At 67.0% G+C, this 21,477-nt stretch carries 26 protein-coding genes, 1 tRNA gene and 1 pseudogene; 22 read left to right on the forward strand and 6 right to left on the reverse strand.

Annotation, left to right across the window (positions count from 1 at the left end; genetic code table 11):
* The first annotated feature begins 238 nt into the window (after positions 1–238).
* From NMP03_RS14880 to folP, 5 genes are all read left to right on the forward strand, one after another.
* The gene (locus NMP03_RS14880; RefSeq protein ID WP_256508144.1) at positions 239–439 is read left to right on the forward strand and encodes a DUF1272 domain-containing protein; all 201 of its coding nucleotides are present in this window, start codon (positions 239–241) and stop codon (positions 437–439) included.
* The gene (gene thiD, locus NMP03_RS14885) at positions 436–1,629 is read left to right on the forward strand and encodes a bifunctional hydroxymethylpyrimidine kinase/phosphomethylpyrimidine kinase (RefSeq protein ID WP_256506264.1); all 1,194 of its coding nucleotides are present in this window, start codon (positions 436–438) and stop codon (positions 1,627–1,629) included. Before NMP03_RS14880 ends, thiD begins: the two co-directional genes overlap by 4 nt.
* Entirely contained in the window at positions 1,622–2,233 is a 612-nt protein-coding gene (locus NMP03_RS14890) for a ribonuclease HII (protein WP_256506265.1), read from the forward strand. The genes thiD and NMP03_RS14890 overlap by 8 nt, the downstream gene beginning before the upstream one ends.
* 228 nt (positions 2,234–2,461) lie before the next feature.
* Positions 2,462–3,598, forward strand: a complete 1,137-nt coding sequence (locus NMP03_RS14895) for a site-specific DNA-methyltransferase (RefSeq protein ID WP_319937604.1) — start codon at positions 2,462–2,464, stop codon at positions 3,596–3,598.
* A 166-nt stretch (positions 3,599–3,764) separates the two neighbouring features.
* Positions 3,765–4,880 (forward strand): dihydropteroate synthase, encoded by a 1,116-nt coding sequence (folP, locus tag NMP03_RS14900; protein WP_256506267.1) that lies wholly within the window; start codon positions 3,765–3,767, stop codon positions 4,878–4,880.
* A gap of 39 nt (positions 4,881–4,919) precedes the next feature.
* Here folP and NMP03_RS14905 read toward each other — a convergent pair whose 3' ends face one another.
* Positions 4,920–6,347: a sigma-54-dependent transcriptional regulator gene (locus NMP03_RS14905; RefSeq protein ID WP_256506270.1), complete on the reverse strand. Its 1,428-nt coding sequence runs from the start codon at positions 6,345–6,347 to the stop codon at positions 4,920–4,922.
* Between the two features lie 166 nt (positions 6,348–6,513).
* Between NMP03_RS14905 and NMP03_RS14910 the strand changes: the two genes are divergently transcribed.
* The 7 genes from NMP03_RS14910 to NMP03_RS14940 all read left to right on the forward strand — a co-directional run bounded on the left by NMP03_RS14910 (position 6,514) and on the right by NMP03_RS14940 (position 11,383).
* Positions 6,514–6,639, forward strand: coding sequence for an aa3-type cytochrome c oxidase subunit IV (locus NMP03_RS14910; protein ID WP_256506271.1), 126 nt, complete (start codon positions 6,514–6,516; stop codon positions 6,637–6,639).
* 2 nt (positions 6,640–6,641) lie between these two features.
* A complete protein-coding gene (locus NMP03_RS14915; protein ID WP_256506272.1) occupies positions 6,642–7,781 on the forward strand; it encodes an NAD(P) transhydrogenase subunit alpha in 1,140 nt (379 codons plus the stop codon).
* A complete protein-coding gene (locus tag NMP03_RS14920; protein ID WP_256506274.1) occupies positions 7,781–8,152 on the forward strand; it encodes a PH domain-containing protein in 372 nt (123 codons plus the stop codon). Before NMP03_RS14915 ends, NMP03_RS14920 begins: the two co-directional genes overlap by 1 nt.
* A 131-nt stretch (positions 8,153–8,283) precedes the next feature.
* Complete coding sequence (locus tag NMP03_RS14925) at positions 8,284–8,502, forward strand: type II toxin-antitoxin system HicB family antitoxin (RefSeq protein WP_256506275.1); 219 nt, start codon at positions 8,284–8,286, stop codon at positions 8,500–8,502.
* Positions 8,503–8,521: 19 nt separating this feature from the next.
* Positions 8,522–8,815, forward strand: coding sequence for an NAD(P) transhydrogenase subunit alpha (locus tag NMP03_RS14930; RefSeq protein ID WP_033919730.1), 294 nt, complete (start codon positions 8,522–8,524; stop codon positions 8,813–8,815).
* A 48-nt stretch (positions 8,816–8,863) separates the two neighbouring features.
* Positions 8,864–10,300: an NAD(P)(+) transhydrogenase (Re/Si-specific) subunit beta gene (locus NMP03_RS14935; protein ID WP_256506276.1), complete on the forward strand. Its 1,437-nt coding sequence runs from the start codon at positions 8,864–8,866 to the stop codon at positions 10,298–10,300.
* Between the two features lie 129 nt (positions 10,301–10,429).
* Entirely contained in the window at positions 10,430–11,383 is a 954-nt protein-coding gene (locus NMP03_RS14940; protein ID WP_256506277.1) for a winged helix DNA-binding protein, read from the forward strand.
* Positions 11,384–11,425: 42 nt separating this feature from the next.
* On the opposite strand, the gene NMP03_RS14945 is transcribed toward NMP03_RS14940, so the two are convergent.
* Positions 11,426–11,501 (reverse strand) — tRNA-Val (locus tag NMP03_RS14945).
* 60 nt (positions 11,502–11,561) lie between these two features.
* Entirely contained in the window at positions 11,562–12,044 is a 483-nt protein-coding gene (locus NMP03_RS14950) for a hypothetical protein (protein ID WP_256506278.1), read from the reverse strand.
* A 436-nt stretch (positions 12,045–12,480) separates the two neighbouring features.
* Between NMP03_RS14950 and NMP03_RS16240 the strand changes: the two are divergent.
* The 3 genes and pseudogenes from NMP03_RS16240 to NMP03_RS14965 form a co-directional block, all read left to right on the forward strand.
* A pseudogene (locus NMP03_RS16240) lies at positions 12,481–12,588 on the forward strand (serine kinase); the annotation flags it as partial.
* Positions 12,589–13,088: 500 nt separating this feature from the next.
* A complete protein-coding gene (locus NMP03_RS14960) occupies positions 13,089–13,988 on the forward strand; it encodes a sulfotransferase domain-containing protein (protein WP_256506280.1) in 900 nt (299 codons plus the stop codon).
* Entirely contained in the window at positions 13,985–14,467 is a 483-nt protein-coding gene (locus tag NMP03_RS14965; protein WP_256506281.1) for a lasso peptide biosynthesis B2 protein, read from the forward strand. The genes NMP03_RS14960 and NMP03_RS14965 overlap by 4 nt, the downstream gene beginning before the upstream one ends.
* Here NMP03_RS14965 and NMP03_RS14970 read toward each other — a convergent pair.
* Positions 14,446–15,012, reverse strand: a complete 567-nt coding sequence (locus NMP03_RS14970) for an aspartyl/asparaginyl beta-hydroxylase domain-containing protein (protein ID WP_256506282.1) — start codon at positions 15,010–15,012, stop codon at positions 14,446–14,448. The genes NMP03_RS14965 and NMP03_RS14970 overlap by 22 nt on opposite strands.
* Positions 15,013–15,059: 47 nt before the next feature.
* On the opposite strand from NMP03_RS14970, the gene NMP03_RS14975 reads away from it, so the two are divergent.
* The 3 genes from NMP03_RS14975 to NMP03_RS14985 are packed head-to-tail and all read left to right on the forward strand — an operon-like array spanning position 15,060 to position 18,483.
* The gene (locus NMP03_RS14975) at positions 15,060–16,256 is read left to right on the forward strand and encodes a sulfotransferase (RefSeq protein WP_256506283.1); all 1,197 of its coding nucleotides are present in this window, start codon (positions 15,060–15,062) and stop codon (positions 16,254–16,256) included.
* Between the two features lie 37 nt (positions 16,257–16,293).
* Entirely contained in the window at positions 16,294–16,563 is a 270-nt protein-coding gene (locus NMP03_RS14980; protein WP_256506284.1) for a PqqD family protein, read from the forward strand.
* A gap of 15 nt (positions 16,564–16,578) precedes the next feature.
* Complete coding sequence (locus NMP03_RS14985) at positions 16,579–18,483, forward strand: asparagine synthase-related protein (RefSeq protein WP_256506285.1); 1,905 nt, start codon at positions 16,579–16,581, stop codon at positions 18,481–18,483.
* A gap of 18 nt (positions 18,484–18,501) precedes the next feature.
* Here NMP03_RS14985 and NMP03_RS14990 read toward each other — a convergent pair whose 3' ends face one another.
* Complete coding sequence (locus NMP03_RS14990; RefSeq protein ID WP_256506286.1) at positions 18,502–18,666, reverse strand: hypothetical protein; 165 nt, start codon at positions 18,664–18,666, stop codon at positions 18,502–18,504.
* A gap of 269 nt (positions 18,667–18,935) precedes the next feature.
* On the opposite strand from NMP03_RS14990, the gene NMP03_RS14995 reads away from it, so the two are divergent.
* Genes NMP03_RS14995 through NMP03_RS15010 form a run of 4 tightly spaced genes read left to right on the forward strand, consistent with a single transcriptional unit; the run spans position 18,936 to position 21,149 of the window.
* Positions 18,936–19,445: a phage tail protein gene (locus tag NMP03_RS14995; RefSeq protein WP_256506287.1), complete on the forward strand. Its 510-nt coding sequence runs from the start codon at positions 18,936–18,938 to the stop codon at positions 19,443–19,445.
* 34 nt (positions 19,446–19,479) lie between these two features.
* Positions 19,480–20,025, forward strand: a complete 546-nt coding sequence (locus NMP03_RS15000) for a phage tail protein (RefSeq protein WP_256506288.1) — start codon at positions 19,480–19,482, stop codon at positions 20,023–20,025.
* 39 nt (positions 20,026–20,064) lie between these two features.
* The gene (locus NMP03_RS15005) at positions 20,065–20,604 is read left to right on the forward strand and encodes a phage tail protein (protein WP_256506289.1); all 540 of its coding nucleotides are present in this window, start codon (positions 20,065–20,067) and stop codon (positions 20,602–20,604) included.
* A gap of 32 nt (positions 20,605–20,636) precedes the next feature.
* Positions 20,637–21,149: a GNAT family N-acetyltransferase gene (locus tag NMP03_RS15010; protein ID WP_256506290.1), complete on the forward strand. Its 513-nt coding sequence runs from the start codon at positions 20,637–20,639 to the stop codon at positions 21,147–21,149.
* On the opposite strand, the gene NMP03_RS15015 is transcribed toward NMP03_RS15010, so the two are convergent.
* Positions 21,142–21,435, reverse strand: coding sequence for a DUF6916 family protein (locus NMP03_RS15015; RefSeq protein ID WP_256506291.1), 294 nt, complete (start codon positions 21,433–21,435; stop codon positions 21,142–21,144). The genes NMP03_RS15010 and NMP03_RS15015 overlap by 8 nt on opposite strands.
* Positions 21,436–21,477: the final 42 nt, after the last annotated feature.

Consider the following 21,477-nt stretch of genomic DNA (forward strand, 5'->3'; position numbering starts at 1 on the left):
TCGCCGCCCGAGCACCCCTATCCCCAAGACGCCATGAAGCGGCATACCGGATAAAGCATCAGTCAACGAACTGTAATGTTTGAAACGCCAGCGGGGGGCGGTCCTCGGATCGACTGCTCTATTTGGGAATGTGTGACCAAAGTAGGTACTATATTTGGCGATAGCGTTACCGAGCCGCGATCATAGCTCTGCAAAAGCGTTGCTGGTGTCCGTCGCAGTCAAGCGATATGGCGTAGCGATGCTCGAAATGCGCCCCGATTGCGAACGTTGCGGCACCGATTTGCCGCCCGCCGATCCAGGCGCGTTCATCTGTTCGTTCGAGTGCACTTTTTGCGCCGCCTGTGCCGATGCGCTCGATGAACGCTGTCCCAATTGCGGTGGCGAACTGCTCGATCGCCCCACGCGCACCGGCAAGCGATCGGCGGGCAAGCCAGCATGAACCCGCCGCGCATCCTCATCGTGGCAGGCTCGGATTCGGGGGGTGGTGCCGGTATTCAGGCCGACATCAAGACCGCGACGATGCTCGGCTGCCATGCGATGACCGCGATCACCGCGATTACCGCGCAGAACACGCTGGGTGTCGATGCGGTCCATCCGATCCCTACCGACATGGTGATGGCGCAGGTCGATTGCGTGATCCGCGACATCGGCGTCGATGCGGTCAAGATCGGCATGATCGGATCGGCGCGTACCGCCGCGGCGCTGGCCGAGCGGCTGGCCGAAATGCCCGGGCTGCCGATCGTGTTCGATCCGGTGATGATCGCCACGTCGGGTGCGACGCTGGCCGACGACGCCACCATCGCCGCCTTTGCGCGGCTGATGCGCGTCGCCACCGTCACCACTCCCAATTTGCCAGAGCTCAAGGCGCTGTCGGGCATGTCGATCCTCGACAAGGCGGCGCAGCGCAGCGCCGCACGCTCACTGGTGCAACGCCGCGGCAGCGCGCTGCTGGTCAAGGGCGGCCATGCCAAGGGGCGGCAAGTCACCGACCGGCTGTTCCAGCAATCCGAAGGCACTGCGCCCGAAATCGAATGGACCGGTTCAAGGCTCGACGGCGAGGCGACACACGGCACCGGCTGCACGCTGTCGACCGCGATCGCGTGCGAGCTCGCCAAGGACTGGACCTTGCCCGAGGCGATCGGCCGCGCGCGGCGTTTCGTGCGGATCGCGATGCAGGACGCCGCCGATCTGGGGCAGGGGCATGGACCGATGGCGCAACAGGCAGTGCGGCTCGACCTCAACCAGTCGCGTTGGTCGCCGATGCTCAACCACGTCACGGTGCCCGCCAACGGCCTTGGCGAGAGCGAGCATTTCTATCGGCTGCTAGGGCTTCGCCAGATCGTCCGTTCGGAGGATCGCTATGCCCGGTTCGAAACCGAAGGCGGCGCGACGTTGAGCATCGAGGTCGAGCAGCGGCTCGCCGCGCCGGTCATCTATCTCGAATGCGGCGACCTCGACGTGACGGTGCCCTATCTGAAAGCGCAGGGGCTTAGCTTTACGCAGGAGCCGACCGACGAGAAATGGGGCTGGCGCGAGGCGCGGCTGGTCGATCCGGCGGGCAACACCGTGTGCCTGTACCAGGCGGGCGAAATGCGGCGCTTTCCCCCCTGGCGGATCGCCGATGCCTGATTATTCAAACGAAGCACAGCATGTCGGCCCGGTGGTGGGGGTCGACGAGGCGGGGCGCGGGCCGCTTGCAGGGCCGGTGGTGGCTGCCGCCGTCGTGCTCGACGCAGATTGCATCCCCGAGGGTCTGAACGATTCGAAGGTGCTTACCGCCGCGCGCCGCGCCGAGCTGTGCGCGCGGCTCCTAGATTGCGCGCGCGTAGGCGTCGGCATTGCCAGCGTCGAGGAGATCGACAGTCTCAACATCCTGTGGGCGACGATGCTGGCGATGACCCGCGCGGTCGAGGCGCTCGACCTCGTGCCCGGCATGGTGCTGGTTGATGGCAATCGCTGCCCGAAATGGCAGTTTTCGAGCCGTGCGATCATCGGCGGCGATGCCTTGTGCCTGTCGATCTCCGCCGCCTCGATCGTCGCCAAGCATCGCCGCGACTGCATGATGCGCGACTATGACGCGGTCTATCCCGGCTATGGCTGGGCATCGAACAAGGGCTATGGCGCCAAGACGCATCAGGAGGCGCTGGCGCGGCTAGGGCCGACGCCGTTGCACCGCCGCAGCTTCGCGCCGGTGCGGCAGGCCGAACTCGCGTTGGGCGTGGCGCAGGGGTGACGCGGAGGGGGGCGCCGCCGGGTAACAAACTTTCCGCCCCGTTGAGTCCTGCGCGCCACACCGCAACCGCTTGCGGGTAGCGCCGCCCCCCGGACTCAACATGTGGTTGCGCAAGCGAAATATCATGCCGTTTTAACGATTTCTTCAACCTGGGCGTTAACCACTGCGTGCTTGACGGAGTCGCGCTTATCCGCAGGAATGCGGCCTCAAGGAAGCCGGGGGTTGTCGATGCAGGTGCTGGAAAAGATCAAGCGCGGACCCGCGCCGACGAAGCGCGCGCTCGCCGTGCCCGTGCCCTTGCCGCTCGACAGCATCATCATGCGCGATTGCGTCGCGGCGATGAAGGCGCTGCCCGCCGCGAGCATCGACTGCATCTTCGCCGATCCGCCCTATAACCTGCAATTGGGCGGCGATCTCGCGCGCCCCGATGGCAGCCATGTCGATGCGGTCACCGACGATTGGGACAAGTTCGACAGCTTCGCGGTGTATGACCGGTTCACCCGCGCCTGGCTGAAGGAGGCGCGCCGCATCCTCAAGCCGACCGGCACATTGTGGGTGATCGGCAGCTATCACAACATCTTCCGCGTCGGTACCGCGGTGCAGGATCTGGGCTTCTGGATCCTCAACGACATCGTCTGGCGCAAGGCCAATCCGATGCCCAATTTCAAGGGTACGCGCTTCACCAACGCGCACGAGACGCTGATCTGGGCGTCGATGGGCGAAAAGGCGCGCTACACCTTCAACTATCGCAGCATGAAGACGCTCAACGACGAGCTGCAGATGCGATCGGACTGGGAATTTCCGATCTGCGGCGGCCCCGAGCGGCTGAAGCAGGACGGCGTGAAGGTCCACCCGACGCAAAAGCCTGAGGCGTTGCTGTACCGCGTGCTGCTGGCGACGACCAAGCCCGGCGACGTGGTGCTCGACCCGTTCTTCGGCACCGGCACCACCGGCGCGGTTGCCAAGCGCCTGGGCCGCCGCTGGATCGGCATCGAGCGCGAGCCCAATTACATCGCCGCCGCCGAGGCGCGGATCGCCGCCGCGCTGCCGCTCGATGAATCGCTGCTGGTGACGATGCAGGCGGGCAAGAGCGCACCCAAGGTGTCGTTCGGGACGCTGGTCGAAACCGGCTATATGCCCGCCGGTGCGACGCTCACCGACGCCAAGCGCCGCTGGTCGGTGACGGTGCGCGCCGATGGCTCGCTGCATGGTGCCGAGGGCGAAGGGTCGATCCACAAGCTGGGTGCGACGTTGCAGGGGGCGCCGTCGTGCAATGGCTGGACCTTCTGGCACCATGAGGCGGAGGGCAAGCTCCAGCCGATCGACACGATTCGGCAGAAATATCTGCTGGCGACGCAGCCCTGAATCCCGATCACCGTTCGTCCTGAGTAGGGACTGAGCGAAGGCGAAGGCCGGTATCGAAGGACAGTGCCCCGAGTGGTCCTGTCCTTCGATACGCCGCTTCGACAAGCTCAGCGGCTACTCAGGACGAACGGTTATGCTCGATCACATCGTGCGGTAAGGACCATTCATGGCTTTCCAAATCCCCCCCGCCGCGCGCCTCTATCTCCGCCCCACCCAGTTCGCCGACACGCCCATCGGCCGCGACGGCGAAGTCGCGCGGCTGGCGGGCGGGCTGCAATGGTTCGCCGCGTATGGGCTGGTCGGGGTCGAGGCGGGGAAGCGCACCGTGCAGGCGACGATCACGGTCGCCGACCTCCCCGCGTTGCTGGCAACGCTACCCGAACCCCAGGCCGTACACCTTCAGGCGCTCGCTGGGCGCATCTCGTCCCCGCGCCCGGCGATCCATGCCGGCGATCGCGTGATCCGGTTCGATCAGCCGATGGTGATGGGCATCCTCAACGTTACCCCCGACAGCTTCTCCGACGGCGGCGCGCATGTCGATGATCCGGCGGCCGCGGCTGGGGTGGGGGTCGATATGGCGGCGATCGGCGCGGCGATCGTCGATGTCGGCGGCGAATCGACGCGGCCGGGCGCGGCGGCGGTGTGGGAAGGCGACGAGATCAAGCGCGTCGTCCCCGCGATCGAGCGGCTGGCCGCCAGCGGCACCCCGGTGTCGATCGACACGCGCAAGGCAGGCGTGATGGAGGCCGCGCTGGCGGCGGGCGCGCATATCGTCAACGACGTCGCGGCGCTTGCTTGGGACGACCGTGCGGTTGAGGTGGTCGCGCGCGCGGGCTGCCCGGTGGTGCTGATGCACTCGCCCGATCCTGCCAAGGGGCCGCATGGTGGTGAGGGATATGGCGACCCGCTGATCGAGGTCTATGACTGGCTCGAGGCGCGGATCGCCGCGGTGGTCGCGGGCGGCGTCGATCGGGCCAAGATCATCGTCGATCCGGGGATCGGCTTCGGCAAGGCGCTGTCGCACAACCTCGCGCTGCTCAACGGGCTGTCGCTGCTGCACGGGCTCGGCTGTCCGGTTTTGCTGGGTGCCAGCCGCAAGCGGATCGTCGGCGCGCTGGCGAACGAGGCGCCGGTCGACCAGCGGCTGGGCGGATCGCTGGCGCTGGCGCTGAAAGGAGTGGAGCAGGGTGCGCAGATCCTGCGCGTGCACGACGTGTTCGAAACGGTGCAGGCGGTGCGGGTGTGGCGTGGGATGCGCGATGCCGCGCTGGTGGGGCGGTAGGTCTTTCCAAATCCTCCCCGTGCCGGGGAGGAGCCGGTGCTACGCCGCGCTTTGATCGATCCCCAGCTCGCCCAGTTTCCGGTACAGCGTCGACCGGCCGATCCCCAGCCGCCGCGCGACCTCGGTCATGCGGCCGCGATAATGGCCGATTGCCAGGCGGATCACATCGGCTTCGATATCCTCGAGCGCGCGCAGATTGCCGTCGGGGCGGAACAGCGTCACGCCGCCCGATTGCTCGAAGCCGTTGCTCGCCTTCGAAGGTTCGGAGCGCAGCGCGCTCATCTGCGCGATCTGCGGGAAGTCGCCGCGGGTCAGCGCGTCGCCGTCGCACAGCACCGCCGCGCGGAACAACGCGTTCTGCAGCTGGCGGACATTGCCCGGCCATTCATAGGTGCCGAGCAGCGCTATGGCATCGTCGGTGATGCCCAGCGGCCGCAACCCCGGCTGTTCGCCGATCCGCGCGAGCATGTGGCGCGCGAGCGGCGGCACGTCGCCCGGCCGGTCGCGAAGCGGCGGGATCGTCACCTGCACGACGTTCAGCCGGTAATAGAGGTCTTCGCGGAACCGCCCCGCCTCGACCTCGTCGGCCAGCGTCTTGTTGGTCGCGGCGATGATCCGGACATCGACTTCGCTGGCATGGCGCGCGCCGAGCGACTGGACCTCGCCCGATTGCAGCACGCGCAGCAGTTTCACCTGCGCCTCGAGCGGCATCTCGCCGATTTCGTCGAGGAAGATGGTGCCGCCATCGGCCTCCTGAAAGCGCCCGATCTTGCGTTCGAACGCGCCGGTGAACGCGCCGCGTTCGTGGCCGAACAGCTCGCTTTCGACCAGATTGGCGGGGATCGCGCCGCAATTGACACGGACGATCGGCTTGCGACCGCGCGGCGAAGCGTTGTGGATCGCCTCGGCCACCACCTCCTTGCCGACCCCGCTTTCTCCCTCGATCAACACTGGGACGCGCGCGCGCGCGGCCTTGGCGGCGATCGCCAGCGCGGCGCGGAACTGCGGCGCCGATCCGACGATCTCGTCGAACGCCAGCGGCATCGACAATTTCTCGGTCAGCGGGCGCAACTCGCCCGCGCTCTTGGCACCCACCGCGATGTCGAGCGCGGCCAGCAGCCGTTCGGGCGCAAGCGGCTTGACGAGGAAATCGGTCGCCCCCGCGCGCATAGCATCGACCGCGTTGGCGACCGATCCGTTGGCGGTGAGCATCAGGATGGGCAGCGCGGGGCGATTGCGTTTGAGCTCGGCGATCAGCCCCCCGGCGTCGCAATCGGGGGCCCAGGCGTCGAGTACGATCGCGTCGAGTCGCATGCCGTCCTGCGTCCCCAGCATCGCCAGCGCCATCTCGTAATCATTGGCGAAAACCGTCCGCCAGCCGCGGCGCGCTGCGATCGCGGCGACCAGCCGGCGCTGCGCTGGCTCGTCGTCGATCAGCATAAGCAACTGTTGTTCGCTGCGCGTCATCGCCCTGACTGTCCCTACTGTCCCTGTTTCGAACACAAGCGGTACGTGCCAAGCATGAAAATGCACTTAAGCAGGCCTGTACTGCAAGGGGTACCGCAAGGGGCTTGAGAGCATGCCCACTGCCGGTTAGAGGTGGCGCTCATATAAGCGGCAGGAGATAGCGCGCGTGGCCGAAAACGGCGAAACCCCGGTACGTACCGACACCTTCGACGGCTTCATCCGCATGGTGAAGATCGGCACGGCGATCACCGTAGTAGTGACGATCGCAGTCGTCGCCCTGATCGCCACCTGACGGTGAAGATCGCCGTCCTTCGGGAGCGCGCCGCCGGCGAAAGGCGGGTCGCCGCCACGCCCGAGACGGTGAAGAAATTTATCACGCTCGGCGCCGAGATGGCAGTCGAGACGGGGGCGGGTGCGACCTGCTCGATCGCCGATGACGCGTATCGCGCCGCCGGTGCCAGCGTCGGCGATGCCGGCAGCGTGCGGGCGGGCGCCGATATCGTGCTCGGCGTGCAGGGGCCCGATCCCGATGCGCTGGCGGGCATCGCCCCCGGCGCGTGGATCGTCGCGGCGCTTAATCCCTTCGGCACCGGCGAGCAGGGCGGGCGCGCGCGCGTCGATCGTTATGCCGCGCTGGGGGTCGAGGCGCTGGCGATGGAGTTGATGCCGCGGATCACCCGCGCGCAATCGATGGATATCTTGTCGTCGCAGTCGAACCTGTCGGGCTACAAGGCGGTGCTCGACGCCGCCGCCGAATATGGCCGCGCCTTTCCGATGATGATGACCGCGGCGGGCACCGTCAGCGCGGCGCGATTGTTCGTGATGGGCGTCGGCGTCGCGGGGCTGCAGGCGATCGCCACCGCGCGGCGGCTGGGCGCGCAGGTATCGGCGACCGATGTGCGCGCCGCGACCAAGGAGCAGATCCAGTCGCTCGGCGCCAAGCCGATCTTCGTCGAGAATGTCGCGGGGATCGAGGGCGAAGGCACCGGCGGCTATGCCACCGAAATGTCCGACGAATACAAGGCGGCGCAGGCCGAACTGGTCTCGGCGCACATCGCCAAGCAGGACATCGTCATCACGACCGCGCTGATCCCCGGCCGCCCCGCGCCGCGGCTGATCTCGGCGGCGCAGGTCGCCAGCATGAAGCCCGGCAGCGTCATTGTCGACCTGGCGGTCGAGGCCGGCGGCAATGTCGAGGGCGCGGTCGCGGGCGAAGTCGTCGAGGTGGGCGGCGTCAAGATCGTCGGCCATCGCAACGTCCCCAGCCGGCTGGCGGCGGACGCGTCGGCATTGTTCTCGCGCAACCTGTTCAACTTCCTGTCGGCCTTCTGGGACAAGGACAGCGGCCGCCCGGTGCTGGACGAAGAGATCGGCGACGCGATCCGGCTGACCAAAGGCGGGCAGGTGGTCCACGCGCGGTTGCTGGGCGCCTGATGGGCCTCTTCTCCGCGACCGAGACCAAAATCGAAACCGTCGAGCGCGACTATGCGCCGGTATTGATCGACGGCGAGCGCGTGCTGATCGCGTTCAAGGCGGTGCGCGACCTGGTGTTTCTCACCAATTTGCGGCTGTGCACCGTCAATGTGCAGGGGCTGACCGGGCGCAAGGTCGAGATTGAGAGCATTCCCTATCGTTCGATCGTCCGCTGGTCGATCGAGCGCGCGGGGACGTTCGACATGGACGCCGATCTGCTGGTGTGGATATCGGGCAGCGATTCGCCGCTCGAGGTCAAGGTGGCGGCGGGCGCCAACATCGTCGCGGTCCAGCAGGTGCTGGCGCGGCATATCCTAGGCAGCACGCGGTGACGCCGCTCTCAAATTCTCCACGTGCCGGGGAGGATTGAGTGGCCCATCACGATTTAGGCGCGTCGGCCGATCAAGGCGGTATATATTCGGGCGTTGGTGCGCTTCGTCGATCAGGTGAACGGAGAATGATCGTGAACCCGCATGCGTATGAAGTCGATATCCGGCCGCTGGCTCCCGAAGATGGCGGCGGCTTCGTTGCGATTGCGCCTGAATTGCCAGGCTGCCGCTCGGACGGCGACACCCCGCAGGAAGCGCTCGACAACGCCTATGACGCGATCGCCTGCTGGATCGAGGCGGCCCATGAAATGGGCCGCGACGTGCCGGTGCCACAGCGCCGCGCCGCAGCCTGAACCCCCGGGAGCATAACGCATGGACTTCATCAGCATCCTATCGGTCTTCGTGATGGCCTGTTTCGTTGGCTATTATGTCGTCTGGTCGGTTACGCCGGCGCTGCACACGCCGTTGATGGCGGTGACCAACGCGATTTCGAGCGTCATCATCGTCGGCGCGCTGGTCGCGGGGGCGGCGGCGGGGTCGCCGGTCGCCAAATGGCTGGGGCTGCTCGCGGTGGTGCTCGCGAGCGTCAACATCTTTGGCGGCTTCGCGGTCACCGAACGGATGCTGGCGATGTACAAGAAGAAGGAACGGCCGGCGGCCAAGTGAGCGCCCACCAGCGCACGAACGTGACGGGTTTTCAGGGGTATTTCGAACATGCATGAAGCCGCACCGGTCGATCCCACGATAGCGTTCGCCTATCTGGTCGCAGGCGTCCTGTTCATCCTGGCGCTGCGCGGGCTTTCGAGCCCCGAGACCAGCCGGCAGGGCAATCGCTTCGGCATGATCGGCATGGCGATCGCGGTGGTCACCACCTTGGTCACCCATTCGGTCGCCAGCCTGCCCGAGATCCTCGGCGCGATCGCGGTGGGTGCCGCGATCGGGCTGTTCACCGCGCGCCGCATCGCGATGACCGACATGCCGCAGCTGGTGGCGGGGTTCCATTCGCTGGTCGGGCTCGCCGCGGTGCTGGTCGCGTGCGCCGCGTTCCTCAACCCGGTCGCGTTCGGCATCGCCGATATGGTGATCCCGATGATCGGCGAGCCCTTCGCCGCGATCAGCCCGGTCAGCCGGGTCGAAATGGGGCTTGGCGTCGCGATCGGCGCGATCACCTTTTCGGGATCGATCATCGCCTTCCTCAAATTGAACGGCAATATGGGGGGCAAGCCGATCCTGCTGCCCGGGCGCCATGTGCTCAACCTTGCGGTGCTGGCGGGCATCGTCGGGCTGATCGCTTTGTTCACCGTCGATCAGAGCCCGTGGATTTTCTGGACGATCACGATCCTGGCGTTTGCGATCGGCTTCCTGCTGATCATCCCGATCGGCGGCGCCGACATGCCCGTCGTGGTGTCGATGCTCAACAGCTATTCGGGCTGGGCCGCCGCGGCGATGGGCTTCACGCTCGGCAACACCGCGATGATCATCACCGGCGCGCTGGTGGGGTCGTCGGGCGCGATCCTGAGCTACATCATGTGCAAGGCGATGAACCGCAGCTTCATCAGCGTGATCGCGGGCGGCTTCGGCGCGACCGAGAGCAGCGCGGGCGGCGGCGGCGCGACCGATCGCCCCTGGAAGCGCGGCAGCGCCGAGGACGCCGCCTTCCTGATGAAGCAGGCCGAGCAGGTCATCATCGTGCCGGGCTATGGCATGGCGGTGGCACAGGCGCAGCACGCGCTGCGCGAGATGGGCGACAAGCTCAAGCACGAAGGCGTGCGCGTGAAATACGCGATCCACCCGGTCGCGGGGCGGATGCCCGGCCATATGAACGTGCTGCTCGCCGAAGCGAACGTGCCGTATGACGACGTCTTCGAGCTCGAGGACATCAACGGCGAATTCGCGCAGACCGACATCGCCTTCGTCATCGGCGCCAACGACGTGACCAACCCGGCGGCCAAGACCGACAAGACCTCGCCAATCTACGGCATGCCGATCCTCGACGTCGAAAAGGCCAAGACGGTGTTGTTCATCAAGCGGTCGATGGGGGGCGTCGGCTATGCCGGGGTCGACAACGACGTCTTCTATCGCGACAACACGATGATGCTGCTCGCCGATGCCAAGAAGATGGTCGAGGATATCGTCAAGGCATTGGACTAGATTTCATCGGTTTCGGACCGAACTAAATACCCTGCCGGCAAGATCGCACCATTTCGACGGTTGTCGTATCGCGCGATATCAAGGGGTTTGATGCATGATTGCTCCAATTCGAAGCTGATGGAGCCTCTGATGCCGCAAGCCGACCACCAATCCTATGCCGAGTCGCCCGGTGGTCGCGATCGGCTGATGTTGCTGGTTGCCGACGACGCCGCCGCGATCGCCGCGATCGAGCGCGCGGCGGCAGCGTCGAGTGCGCGCGACCTGGTGGGGATCGCGTTTCGCGACGCCGCCGAATCGCTGTCGCGCCGATCGCGCTTTGGCGCGATCCTGGTCGACACCACCGGGGTTGCCGACGACGTCGCCTTCGAGACGCTAGCGCGCATCGATGCGGTGGCGCGCGAGCGCGTGGTGCCGGTGATCGCGAGCTTTTCCGAACAGCAGATCGACCTGGTCGCATCGCAGCTCACCTGGACCGCGACGCAATTTCTGTGCGAGCCCGGGGAAGCCGATCGCTATGGCGCGATCGCGCTCGCCGGGCCGGTGGCGGGGGCGGTGCTGCGCGAGGCGCCACGCGAGGCCGAACAGCGCCGACTGCACCAGCTCAACGAAGAGGTTGCGCGGATCGCCGAAACGCTGGCGAAGCTCGCGCGCGGAGACGGCACGGGCCAGGCGGCAACGGTGCGCGACCGCGTCAACGGGTTCGCAGCGCAGCCGCACGCCGCCAACGGCGATGCCGAGATCGATTCGAGCGAGATCCGCGCCGCGATCCGCGCGCGGCGGATGCGCGAGCAGTTCTTCGAGCGCGAACTCTTCGCCGATCCCGCCTGGGACATGCTGCTCGACCTGTTCGCCGCGCGGCTCGATCGCAGCCGGGTGTCGGTCTCGAGCCTGTGCATCGCCGCCGCGGTGCCGCCGACGACCGCGCTGCGCTGGATCGGCACGATGCGCGAGGCGGGATTGTTCGAGCGGCAGGACGATCCGTTCGACCGTCGCCGTGCCTTTATCGGGCTGACCGCAAAGGCGATGGCGGGGATGCAGGGCTACGTCGCGGCGGTCCGCCGCGCGGGCCTAACGATTACCTGAAGTAGCGGCACATGAAGCCGCGAAGGGCCATCGACCGATCGATGGTGGGCGCTGACGGGCTCGAACCGCCGACCCTCTCGGTGTAAACGAGATGCTCTACCAACTGAGCTAAGCGCCCTTTCGCGAACCCGCGTCATACCGCTATTTGCGCGCAGAGCAAGCGGGGGAGGGCGGTGCGTCAGCGAAGCCAGCGCAGCATCTGCGGATAGCGTGCTTGCGCTTCGGCGGCATCGGCGCCCGCCGCCATGCCCAGCCATTGCAGCATCGGCAGCCCGATCGGCGTGCCCGCCGCGAACGCGTCGGCGATCCAGTTGCCGCCACCGCGATAGCCGTCGGCGTGGAACACCAGCGCGGGATCGATCCCGATCCGCACCGCGGCCGCATAGGACCAGGCGATCGCCCCCATTTCCTCGGCGGGACTGGTCGATACCTCGCACAGCGTCGCGCGCAGATGGGGTTCGGTCAGCGCAACATGCCCCGCTTCGTGGAGCAGGTCGCCGGGGTTCGTCAGCCGCTGCGGATCGTACACCACCGCGCCGCTCCGGATCGTCATCGCCGGCAGGAAGGTGTCGCGCTCGATCTCGCCTGCCACAAGCGCGATGCCGATCGTATCGAGAAACGCGGCGATCCGCGCCACGAGATGCTCATCGGCTTCCGTCATCGCACCCCATCCTTGCCGCGAACACAGGCTATCACCGCGCCGCGCCGGGTACGAGCCTTGCGGTGCGAGCCGCGACCCGGCATCCCTAGGCGCGTGGATGACGCGCCGGGGGGCTGGGATGTTCGCTTATCGCGTTTCGGGATTGAGCGTATCGAGCGACCTGGCGCTGCCGGGGCTGATCGCCGGCGACCCCTGCGAGCCCGCCGACATCGTGATTCGCGAAGGCGACGTGCCGACGACGCTGCCCGAGGGCAGCATTGCTGCGGGGCCCAATTGGCAGATGGCCGACGAGCGGTTCCTGCTCGCGGTGCCCGGGATCGTCCGCATGGCGATCAGCGCGCGGCGCGAGATACGCTACGCGCTCGACGGCGGCGATGCGCGCGATGCCGCGCCCTTCGTCGGCGGTACCGGTTTCGGCATTCTGCTGCACCAGCGCGGGCGGATCGTGCTGCACGCCAGCGCGGTCCGCGTTGGCGATGGTGCGGCGTTGTTCTGCGGCCCGTCGGGGGCGGGCAAGTCGACGCTGGCGGCGGGGCTGGTGGGGGCGGGCCATGCGCTGCTCGCCGACGATTTCTGCGCGATCACGATCGATCCCGATCGCGGCGCGATGGTCCATCCCGACGGGCGCCAGTTGAAACTGTGGGATAATGCGATCGCCAGCCTGTCGCTCGAGGCGCAACGCGCCGACCCGGTGCGTGCCAAATTGCGTAAATTCCATGTCGAGCCGCAAGCCGCGGTCACCGCGCCGCTGCCGGTGCGCGCGGTGTATGTGCTGCGCGAGGCGCGGCCGCCGCAGCTTCCCGGCATCGTCCAGCCCAACATCGTCGATGGCGCGATGCTGGTGGGCCGCAACGCCTATCGACCCAGCCTGGTCGAGCGGATGCGCCAGCAGGACCTGTATTTCCGCGCCGCCGCGCTGCTGGCGGGCGCGCGGCCGGGCGGCGTCTTCACGCTGACGCGGCGGCTGGATTTCGCCGATTTCACCGACGTCCTCGATAGCCTGAAGGCGCATTGGCGGACGATCGGCCTGGCCGAGTCGGTCTGGTGAAACGGACGATCTGGCTCGCGTCCTATCCAAAATCGGGCAACACCTGGTTTCGGATGCTCATCGCTAATCTGGGGCGATCCGAACCCGCCGACATCAACGCGCTGCCGTCGCGCGGCGGAATCGCGAGCGGGCGCGCGATGTTCGATTCGGCGATGCTGTTTCCCTCCGCGTTGCTGACGCACGACGAATGCGACCGAATGCGACCGATGGTCTATCGATCGGGGGCGATGCACGCTTGGCGTGACCCCGACGAGGAAGACGCGGGCGAGGGCATCGGCGGGGTGCATTTCATCAAGACGCATGATGGCTGGACCATCGGCGACGACGGCGTGCCGTTGCTGGGGGGCGCCGCTGCCGCGGCAGGCGCGATCCTGATCGTGCGCGATCCGCGCGCGGTCGCGGCGTCGCTGGCGCATCACGAGGCGCGATCGATCGACGATACGATCGGCTTCATGGGCAGCCGCACCTCGGCATTTTGCGGGCGCGACGACCGGCTCCACCGCCAATTGCGCCAGCGCTTGCTCGGGTGGAGCGCCTTTCACGCCAGCTGGCTCGATCAGGCCGAATTGCCCGTCCACTGCGTCCGCTATGAGGACATGCACGCCGATCCCGCCGCACGGCTTGCCGCCGCGCTCGACTTTGCCGGGGTCGCCGCCGATCGCGACACCATCGCGCGCGCGGTCGAATTCGCGCGGTTCGACGCGCTGACGGCGCAGGAACGCGAAAAGGGGTTTCGCGAGGCGCCGCCGTCGCGGGTGGATCGCGCCTTCTTCCGGCGCGGGCGCGCCGACGGCTGGCGCGACGAGCTCAGCACGGGCCAGCGGCGGGCGATCGAGCGCGACCATCACGCGATGATGCAGCGGCTGGGCTATCACGCCGACCCGCCCCCCGCATGACCAGCGCTCGGCTGTGGACCGCGCTGCGGATGGGGCCGCGCAACCAGCTGCTCGCGCTCGAAGCGGTGGCCGCGCTCACGACGGCGCGGCTGGCACTTGCCCGTCGCTCGTTTGCCGAGGTCGCCGCCGCGACGGGGCAGTTGGTCGCGCCCGACGATCCGCGCGCGGTGCAGCCGCCGCCGCTCGACGCGCAGCGCATCGGCATCCGCCAAGTGCGCTGGGCAATCGCCGCGATCGCGCCGCATCTGCCGTTCCGCACCAAATGCCTGCAACAGGCGCTCGCGGCGCGGGCGATGCTCGAGCGGCGCGGGATCAGCAGCGTGATCCATTTCGGGACGATGCGCGTGGGCGAGGCGCTGGGCGAGGGGCATGTCTGGCTCGATGCCGGAGGGGTCGGGGTCACCGGCTTTCCGGTCGACCCGGCGCTCACCGAAATCGGCTGCCTGGTCGGCGGGGATCAGGATCCGGCGCGAAGCTGATCGCGCAGCCAGTCGTTCACCTCGCAATCGATCACCAGATGGACGCGATCGGTGTCGCCGGCGTTTACCACGCTGTGCGGATCGGCGAGCCGCAGATACCAGGCGCTGCCTTCGGGCATCACCACGCGGGTGCCGTTCAGCCGGAAATCGACCGCGTCATTGGTGGTGATCGGCACGTGGATCCGCGCCATTCCCTGCGCCGCGTCGAGATCATGGTCGCGATGCTCCTTGATCGCCGACCCCGCCGACAGCCGCATCAGCCGCACCGTCTGCAACGGGCAGGCGAACGCCGCGAGCACCTCGCGCAGATAGGGGGTGGTGGCCAATAGCGGGCCGTCTTCGAACGCGGCCGCGGTCGGATCGGCGTAGATCATCATCACCGGATGCGTCGCGCCCTTGACGATGCGCAGCGGCAGCACGTCCCAGTCGCCGCGATAATTTTGCTTCACCATATGCGCGGCCCAGTCGCTGGCGCGCAGCCGGTCGAGATCGGCGCGCAGCCGGGCGACGTCGAACGCGAGCGGAAGGCGGATGACAGGCGGCATGGCGAGTGCAAAGCTATGCGTTGCAACGCTTTGGGGGAAGACGGGAAATGTCGCACGCCGACCCGCCGATCGATCGCCTTCGCCAGGCAGTCCTCGACAGCGCCGCGCTGCAAGCGCGGTTGGTGGCGATCGACGATCGCGATGCTTTCGTCGCGGCGCTCGGCGAACTGGCCGGATCGCTGGGGATCGCGTTCGACCACGACGCTGCGGTCGATGCGGTCCGGCCCGATCCGGTCGGGCTTGCCCGCTTCGCGCCTTCGCGGTTCACCCAGATTGCTTGGCCTGTGGGCGACTGGCTGCCCACCGCGATCGTCCCCGGACCCGAGGGGGCAGGCGTCGAATGGCTGCATTTCGGCGACTCACCGCTGACCGCGCCGTTCTTCGAGGACTCGCTTCGTGCTGCGCGCCGGCGTCCGTTCAATCGCTGGCTGCGCGTGCGCACGCCACTGGTCACGCTCGCCGATGGCGCGCCCGGTGGTGCGTTGGCCCCGCCGAGCGGCCTGGTCTTCCATCTGTCGCGCTGCGGATCGACGTTGGTGGCGCAGATGCTCGCCGCCTCGCCGCGGCATGTCGTGGTGTCCGAAGCGCCGCCGTTCGATGCGCTGGTACAATTGCTCGAACGCCAGCCCGCTATCTCCTTGGCGCAGCGGGTGCTGCTCGTGCGGGCGATGGCGGCGGCATTGGGGCGCGACCGTTTCGGTAATCGACGGCACTATTTCCTCAAGCTCGACAGTTGGCACCCGCTGGCGCTGCCGCTGCTGCGCCACGCCTTTCCCGATACGCCATGGGTCTTTCTCTACCGCGATCCGGTCGAAATCCTCGTTTCGCATCAGCGGATGCCGGGGTCGCAGACGGTGCCGGGAATGATGGGCAACCTGTTCGGCATGCCCGACGGCCATTTGCTCGGCGCCGCCGTCTATACCGCGCGGGTGCTCGCACGGATATGCGACGCGGTGCTCGCGTATCATGCGCTGGGGGGTGGCGCGTTGATTGCCTATGGCGACCTGCCCGAAGCGGTACCCACGCGCATCCTCCCGCATTTCGGCGTGACGCTCGATCCCGACGAGCAAGCTGCAATGGCGGCGGCGGCGCTGCGCGATGCCAAATCGCCCGCGGCGCGCTTTTCCAACGACGCAGCAGCCAAGCAGTGCGAAGCAAGCGCTGCCATCCGTTCCGCCGCGACGAAGTATCTGGATAATAAGATCGCCCATCTCGATCGACTTCGTCTTGAGGCGGGGGTGTAGTCGTCCTAGGGTTGCCGGCGGGGCTGGGGACTCGATCATGATCGTGCACAAGCAGGATGGCTGGCTGGCGGCTCGGGTAGGCACCGAGGTGTTGATGATGAGTGTCGAGCGCGGCCTGTATCTGGGGCTGAGCGAAGTCGGCGCGCGGATTTGGGAATTGCTCGACGGCTGCCCGGACAGCGTCGCGATTTGCGACCGGCTCGAATCCGAATTCGTCGTGACCCGCGAAACCTGCGCCGCCGAAGTGGCGCTCTTCCTAGACCAACTCGCGGCGCAAGGCGTCGTCCGCTGCGAACCGCCGGGCTGACGGGTTGGCGCTGCAGTGAGTGCGATCTATGGCATCGTCCGCTTCGATGGGGCGCCGGTCGATGCCGTGGCGGTCGAACGGATGAGCGCGGCGCTGGCGCATCGCGGCCCCGATGGCCGCGAGACTCTGGCGCTCGATTCGATCGGCTTTGGCCATCACCTGATGCAGGTGAATGTCGAGGACCGCTATGAAGCGCAGCCGCTGCGCGATCCATCGACCGGCGTATTGCTCGTCGCCGATATCCGGCTCGACAATCGCGAGACAGTCGCCGCCGCGGTCGGGCTCGCGCCCGACGCGCTGCCGACGCTGCCCGACAGCGCGCTATTGCTCGCCGCGTACTTGCATTGGGGCGAGGATTGCGTGGATCACCTGATCGGCGACTATGCCTTCGTGGTCTGGGACCGGCGCCGCGCCGCGCTGCTGCTGGTGCGCGATCCGATGGGGCAGCGCGGGTTGTTCTTTCACTTGAGCGCCGACTGCCTGGTCTTCGCGAGCGAAGTGAAAGCATTGTGGTGCGTCGACGGCGTCCCCCGCCGGCTGAGCGAGGTCGGCATCGGCCGGCGGTTGCTGTTCCCGATCGACCCTGCGCCCTGGGCGACGCTGTACGACGGGATCGAGGCGCTTCCCGGCGGCACCGCGATGACGCTTGCCGCCGACGGCGGTCGGTCGGTGCGCAGCTATTGGCAACCGCACGCCGACCCGGTGCACCTCGATCGCGACGACGCCTATTATCTGCGTACGTATCGCGCGGTGATCGAGGAGGCGATCGCCTGCCGCGTCCGCCGGCTGATTGCGCCCTCCGGGCTGCTCTTCAGCGGCGGGTTCGACAGCGGCACGATCGCTGCGGTGGCGGGGCCGATCGCCGCGGCGCGCGGGCGAAGGCTGGTCGCCGCCGCCGCGCTCGCGTCCGAAGGCGTCGAGATCCAGGTGCGCGACGCGCGTGAGGCGGTGGAGGCGTTCTCCGACCGTGCCGATCTCGACATCCTGGCCTATCACCGCGGCGAGGACAGCATCTTCGACGCGCTCGAGGCCAATTTCGCCGCCACCGACAATGCCGCGGGCGCCGATGTCCGGCACAAGCTGTTCGCCTTGGTCGCGGCGCGCGGCGTGCGGCTGGCGATGGACGGGCATGGCGGCGACTATACCGTCAATTCGCGCGCGCCGTGGATGCTCGGTCATATCCTACGCCGCGGCGAGCTGCGGCGCTTCGCTCGCGAATGCCGCGCGCGCCGGCGTGCGACCGGGCGAACGCTCGGACAGATGCTGCGCCACGATATCGCGCCCGCCTTGATCCCGCTGCGGCTGATCGCGTGGCAACAGGCCTGGCGGCGCGGTGGCCGGTCTGTCCTGCGCGACCGCGCGGTAGTAGCTGGGTTCGCACAGCCACTGTTCGACGCAGGCGCGATCGACCCCTCGCGGTTGCGCCAACCGATCCCCGCTGCGCATCGCTGGCGTGAGCGTGCGGTGCATCTGCTCCGGCGCGTGTCGCAAGCGCCGCCCTCACCGGCGGTTCAGGCCGCCGCGCTCGGGCTCGATCTCACGCGCCCGTTCCACGACCGCCGCGTCGTCGAGTTCGGCCTGGCGATCCCCGAACGCCTCCAGTTTCGCGACGGGCTCGAGCGCCCGCTCGCGCGCACCGCCTTCGCCGATCGGCTGCCGGCGCGGCTGCTGCAAAGCGGCCCGGGCAACGACGCGCAGGAACCCGAGTTATTCGAAATGGCCGCGACGCACGCGCCAGCTGCGCTCGACCAGCTAAGGCAAGATGCCGAAACGCAGCGCTATGTTGATTTCGACCGGCTTGATTCGATGATTGCGGGTGCCGATGCTCGCAGCCCCAAGAATCGCCGCCGTCTGCACATTGCGATGCACGCGATCGTCACCGCGCGGTTCATCGCGTGGTTCGACCGCGCCAATCGGTAACTGGTCAGAATTCGCGCATCAGGAGCCGTATTGATACCCGCCGGTCGAGGTGCCGTCGGTGGCGAAGGTGACCCCCGCGCCCGATTGAGCGATATCCGAAACGATGACGGTCGGGGTCGACCAAGGGCGCCGACCATCCATCGCAGCCTCGCTCGGGCCCGACTTCATAAGGTCATCGGTCATTTTGCTATCCTCGTGCGTCACCGCCACAGCTCCCTCCCGCGTCTGGGATCATGCAATTCTTCGTCGATATGGCACATCTCGACAATGTAATGCAAACGAACGCTCGCGCAGTATGGAAGCCAACGCGCGCTACACTGGTCTCCAAAGTAATATGAACCCCACTATTTGGCGAATCGATTTTCATATTGAAATTGCGTCCGTATTTTCTACAGTGTGAAAACGAACAGTTCGATCGGGTAAGCCGATCTACCTAGGTGGGGGCACCGTATATGTCAGAACCGTTTCTAGCCGAGATAAAGCTGTTCGGATTCGGGTTCGTTCCGCGGGGCTATCTAGCATGCAACGGTCAGCTCTTGCCGATCGCGCAATACAGTGCGCTATTTTCGTTACTTGGCGTGATGTATGGCGGCGATGGCCGGATCACGTTCAAGCTACCCGATTTGCGATCGAGCGTTCCGATGGGATTTGCATCGACGCTGCCGCAGGGTAGCGCCGGCGGCGCCGAGACGGTTTCGTTGACGATCCCGACGCTGCCGGCGCACACGCACATGATGGTCGCGGTCAACGGCCCCGCGACCAGGCGGACCGTGGCAAATAACTATTTCGGCAGCGATACCTCGACCGTCGTCGATTTCTTCGGACCGGCCGAGGCGCTGGTTCCGATGGATCCCGCGTCGATGCAATCGAGCGGCGGCGGCGCGCCGCATGCCAATCTTCAACCCTCGCTGGCGATGAATTTCTGCATCGCAACCAACGGGGTTTATCCGTCGCGCAATTGAGCGCCGATCGACGCAATCAGGGTGGGGGTGGGATATGAGCGACGCATTTATTGGCGAGGTTCGCCTGTTTGCCGGGACCTTTGCGCCCAACGGCTGGGTGTTGTGCGACGGTCGGCTACTCGATATCGGCCAGAACGATGTACTCTATACCTTGCTGGGCACCGCCTATGGCGGGGATGGGGTCCAGACCTTCGCGGTGCCCGATCTGCGCGGGCGCGTGCCGATCAGCCAGGGGCAGGGGCTCGGCCTGTCGAACTACAGCCTTGGCGAAGCGGTCGGCACCGAAGATGTGACGATCACCCCGCAAACGATGGCGCCGCACGCCCACCCGGTGCTCGCCTCGACCAGTCCAAGCACGCTGACGGGCCCTATCGACGCGGTCGCGGCGACGCCCACCGGTGGCGTCGTGAAGCCCTCGCTCTACGTTTCGCGCAACGGCACCAGCGCGCTGGTACCGTCGCCGATGGACACCGCAGCGATCACGCCCAACGGCGGCAACCAGCCGCACGACAATATGATGCCCTTCGTGGCGATCAATTACATCATGGCTACCGTGGGCATCTTCCCGAGCCGAAACTAAGCCCAAGTCAGGCCGACACCAGATTGCGGAGGCACCATCATGTCCGAACCGTTCGTAGGCGAAATCAAGATCGTAGGGTTCCCCTTCGCGCCGCGCAATTTCATGACCTGCGCAGGGCAATTGTTGCCGATACGCCAATATACTGCGTTGTTCGCGATCCTCGGCACCAATTTCGGCGGCGATGGTGTCAACACCTTCGCCTTGCCCGACTTCCAAGCATCTACCCCAATCGGGGCGGGGCAGGGGCCCAGCTTGACGATGCGCTCGGTCGGCGAATCGGCAGGTCAGGCCGCGGTGACGCTCATCCAGTCGGAAATCCCGATGCACGTCCACACGCTGACGGGAGCGACGCTGAACCCGGCTAACCCCGACCAGAACGTCGGCACACCCGCCAACAACACGATGTTCGGCGCCTCGGCGCCCGGATTTGCGTATAGCGATGCGACGGCACCGATCGGCAACATGTCGCCGCTGGCGGTCGCGCCGACGGGCGGGAACCAGCCGCACGAGAATCGTCAGCCCTTTCTGGCGCTCAATTTCGTCATCGCGGTGCAAGGGATCTTTCCCAGTCGCAACTAGAGGTCGTGATGTCGATTGCGTATCCACGGCCGTTGCCGGCGCGATGGACCCAACAAGGTTATCGGTGGCGCGAGGAGTGCGACGCCGATGCGCCGTTCCTGCGCACCCTATACGAATCGACCCGTGCCGACGAACTGGCGCGGGTGATCGGCTGGAGCGACGTGCAAAAGGCGGCGTTCGTCACGCAGCAGTTCGCGGCGCAGCGGCAGCATTTCCGCACCCGCATCGCGGGGTGTCGTTTCTGGATCATCGAGCGCGACCGAAGCCCGGTAGGACGGCTATATCTGCAGGATGCGCCCGACCGGCTGCAGATCGTCGATCTCGCCTTGCTCCCCGCCGAACGCGGCAAAGGTCTGGGAACGGCGATATTGGCGGGGCTCCTGGCATCGGCCGACGGCGCTGCCAAACCCGTTGGTCTCAGCGTCGAGCAGGCGAGCGCGGCGCTGCGGCTATATCGCCGGCTGGGATTCGTCGTGACCCAAACCGACGGCATTCGGTACCGGATGGTGCGACCCGCCCGGGCGGCCGCCGGCGCGCTCAGTTGAAGACCGCCTCGTACAGCGTGCCCGCGGCATCCCTGCCAACCGGGACCAGAAAGATGTCGAGCGTCCCCGCGGTCGGGTTTGCCAGGCGGTACGACGCCTGCTGCAGCATCGGCACATGCGCCGATTGGAAAAGCAGCACGAAGGGCGCGCGGACGGCATTGCCGTGAGCGGTAAGCGGGCTGGCCTCAACCAGCTTCAGCGCCGGCCCGTCGGGCGCGTCGCCGATGCTGAACGCCTGGCCGACGCACGGTGCGAACCGCTCGATCGCCACCATCGCTTCGGTCATGCTGCCCCCATGCCAATCTCCCGTCCGAACATCGATGGTCGG

The organism is Sphingomonas qomolangmaensis (genome assembly GCF_024496245.1).
Taxonomy (GTDB): Bacteria; Pseudomonadota; Alphaproteobacteria; order Sphingomonadales; family Sphingomonadaceae; genus Sphingomonas; species Sphingomonas qomolangmaensis.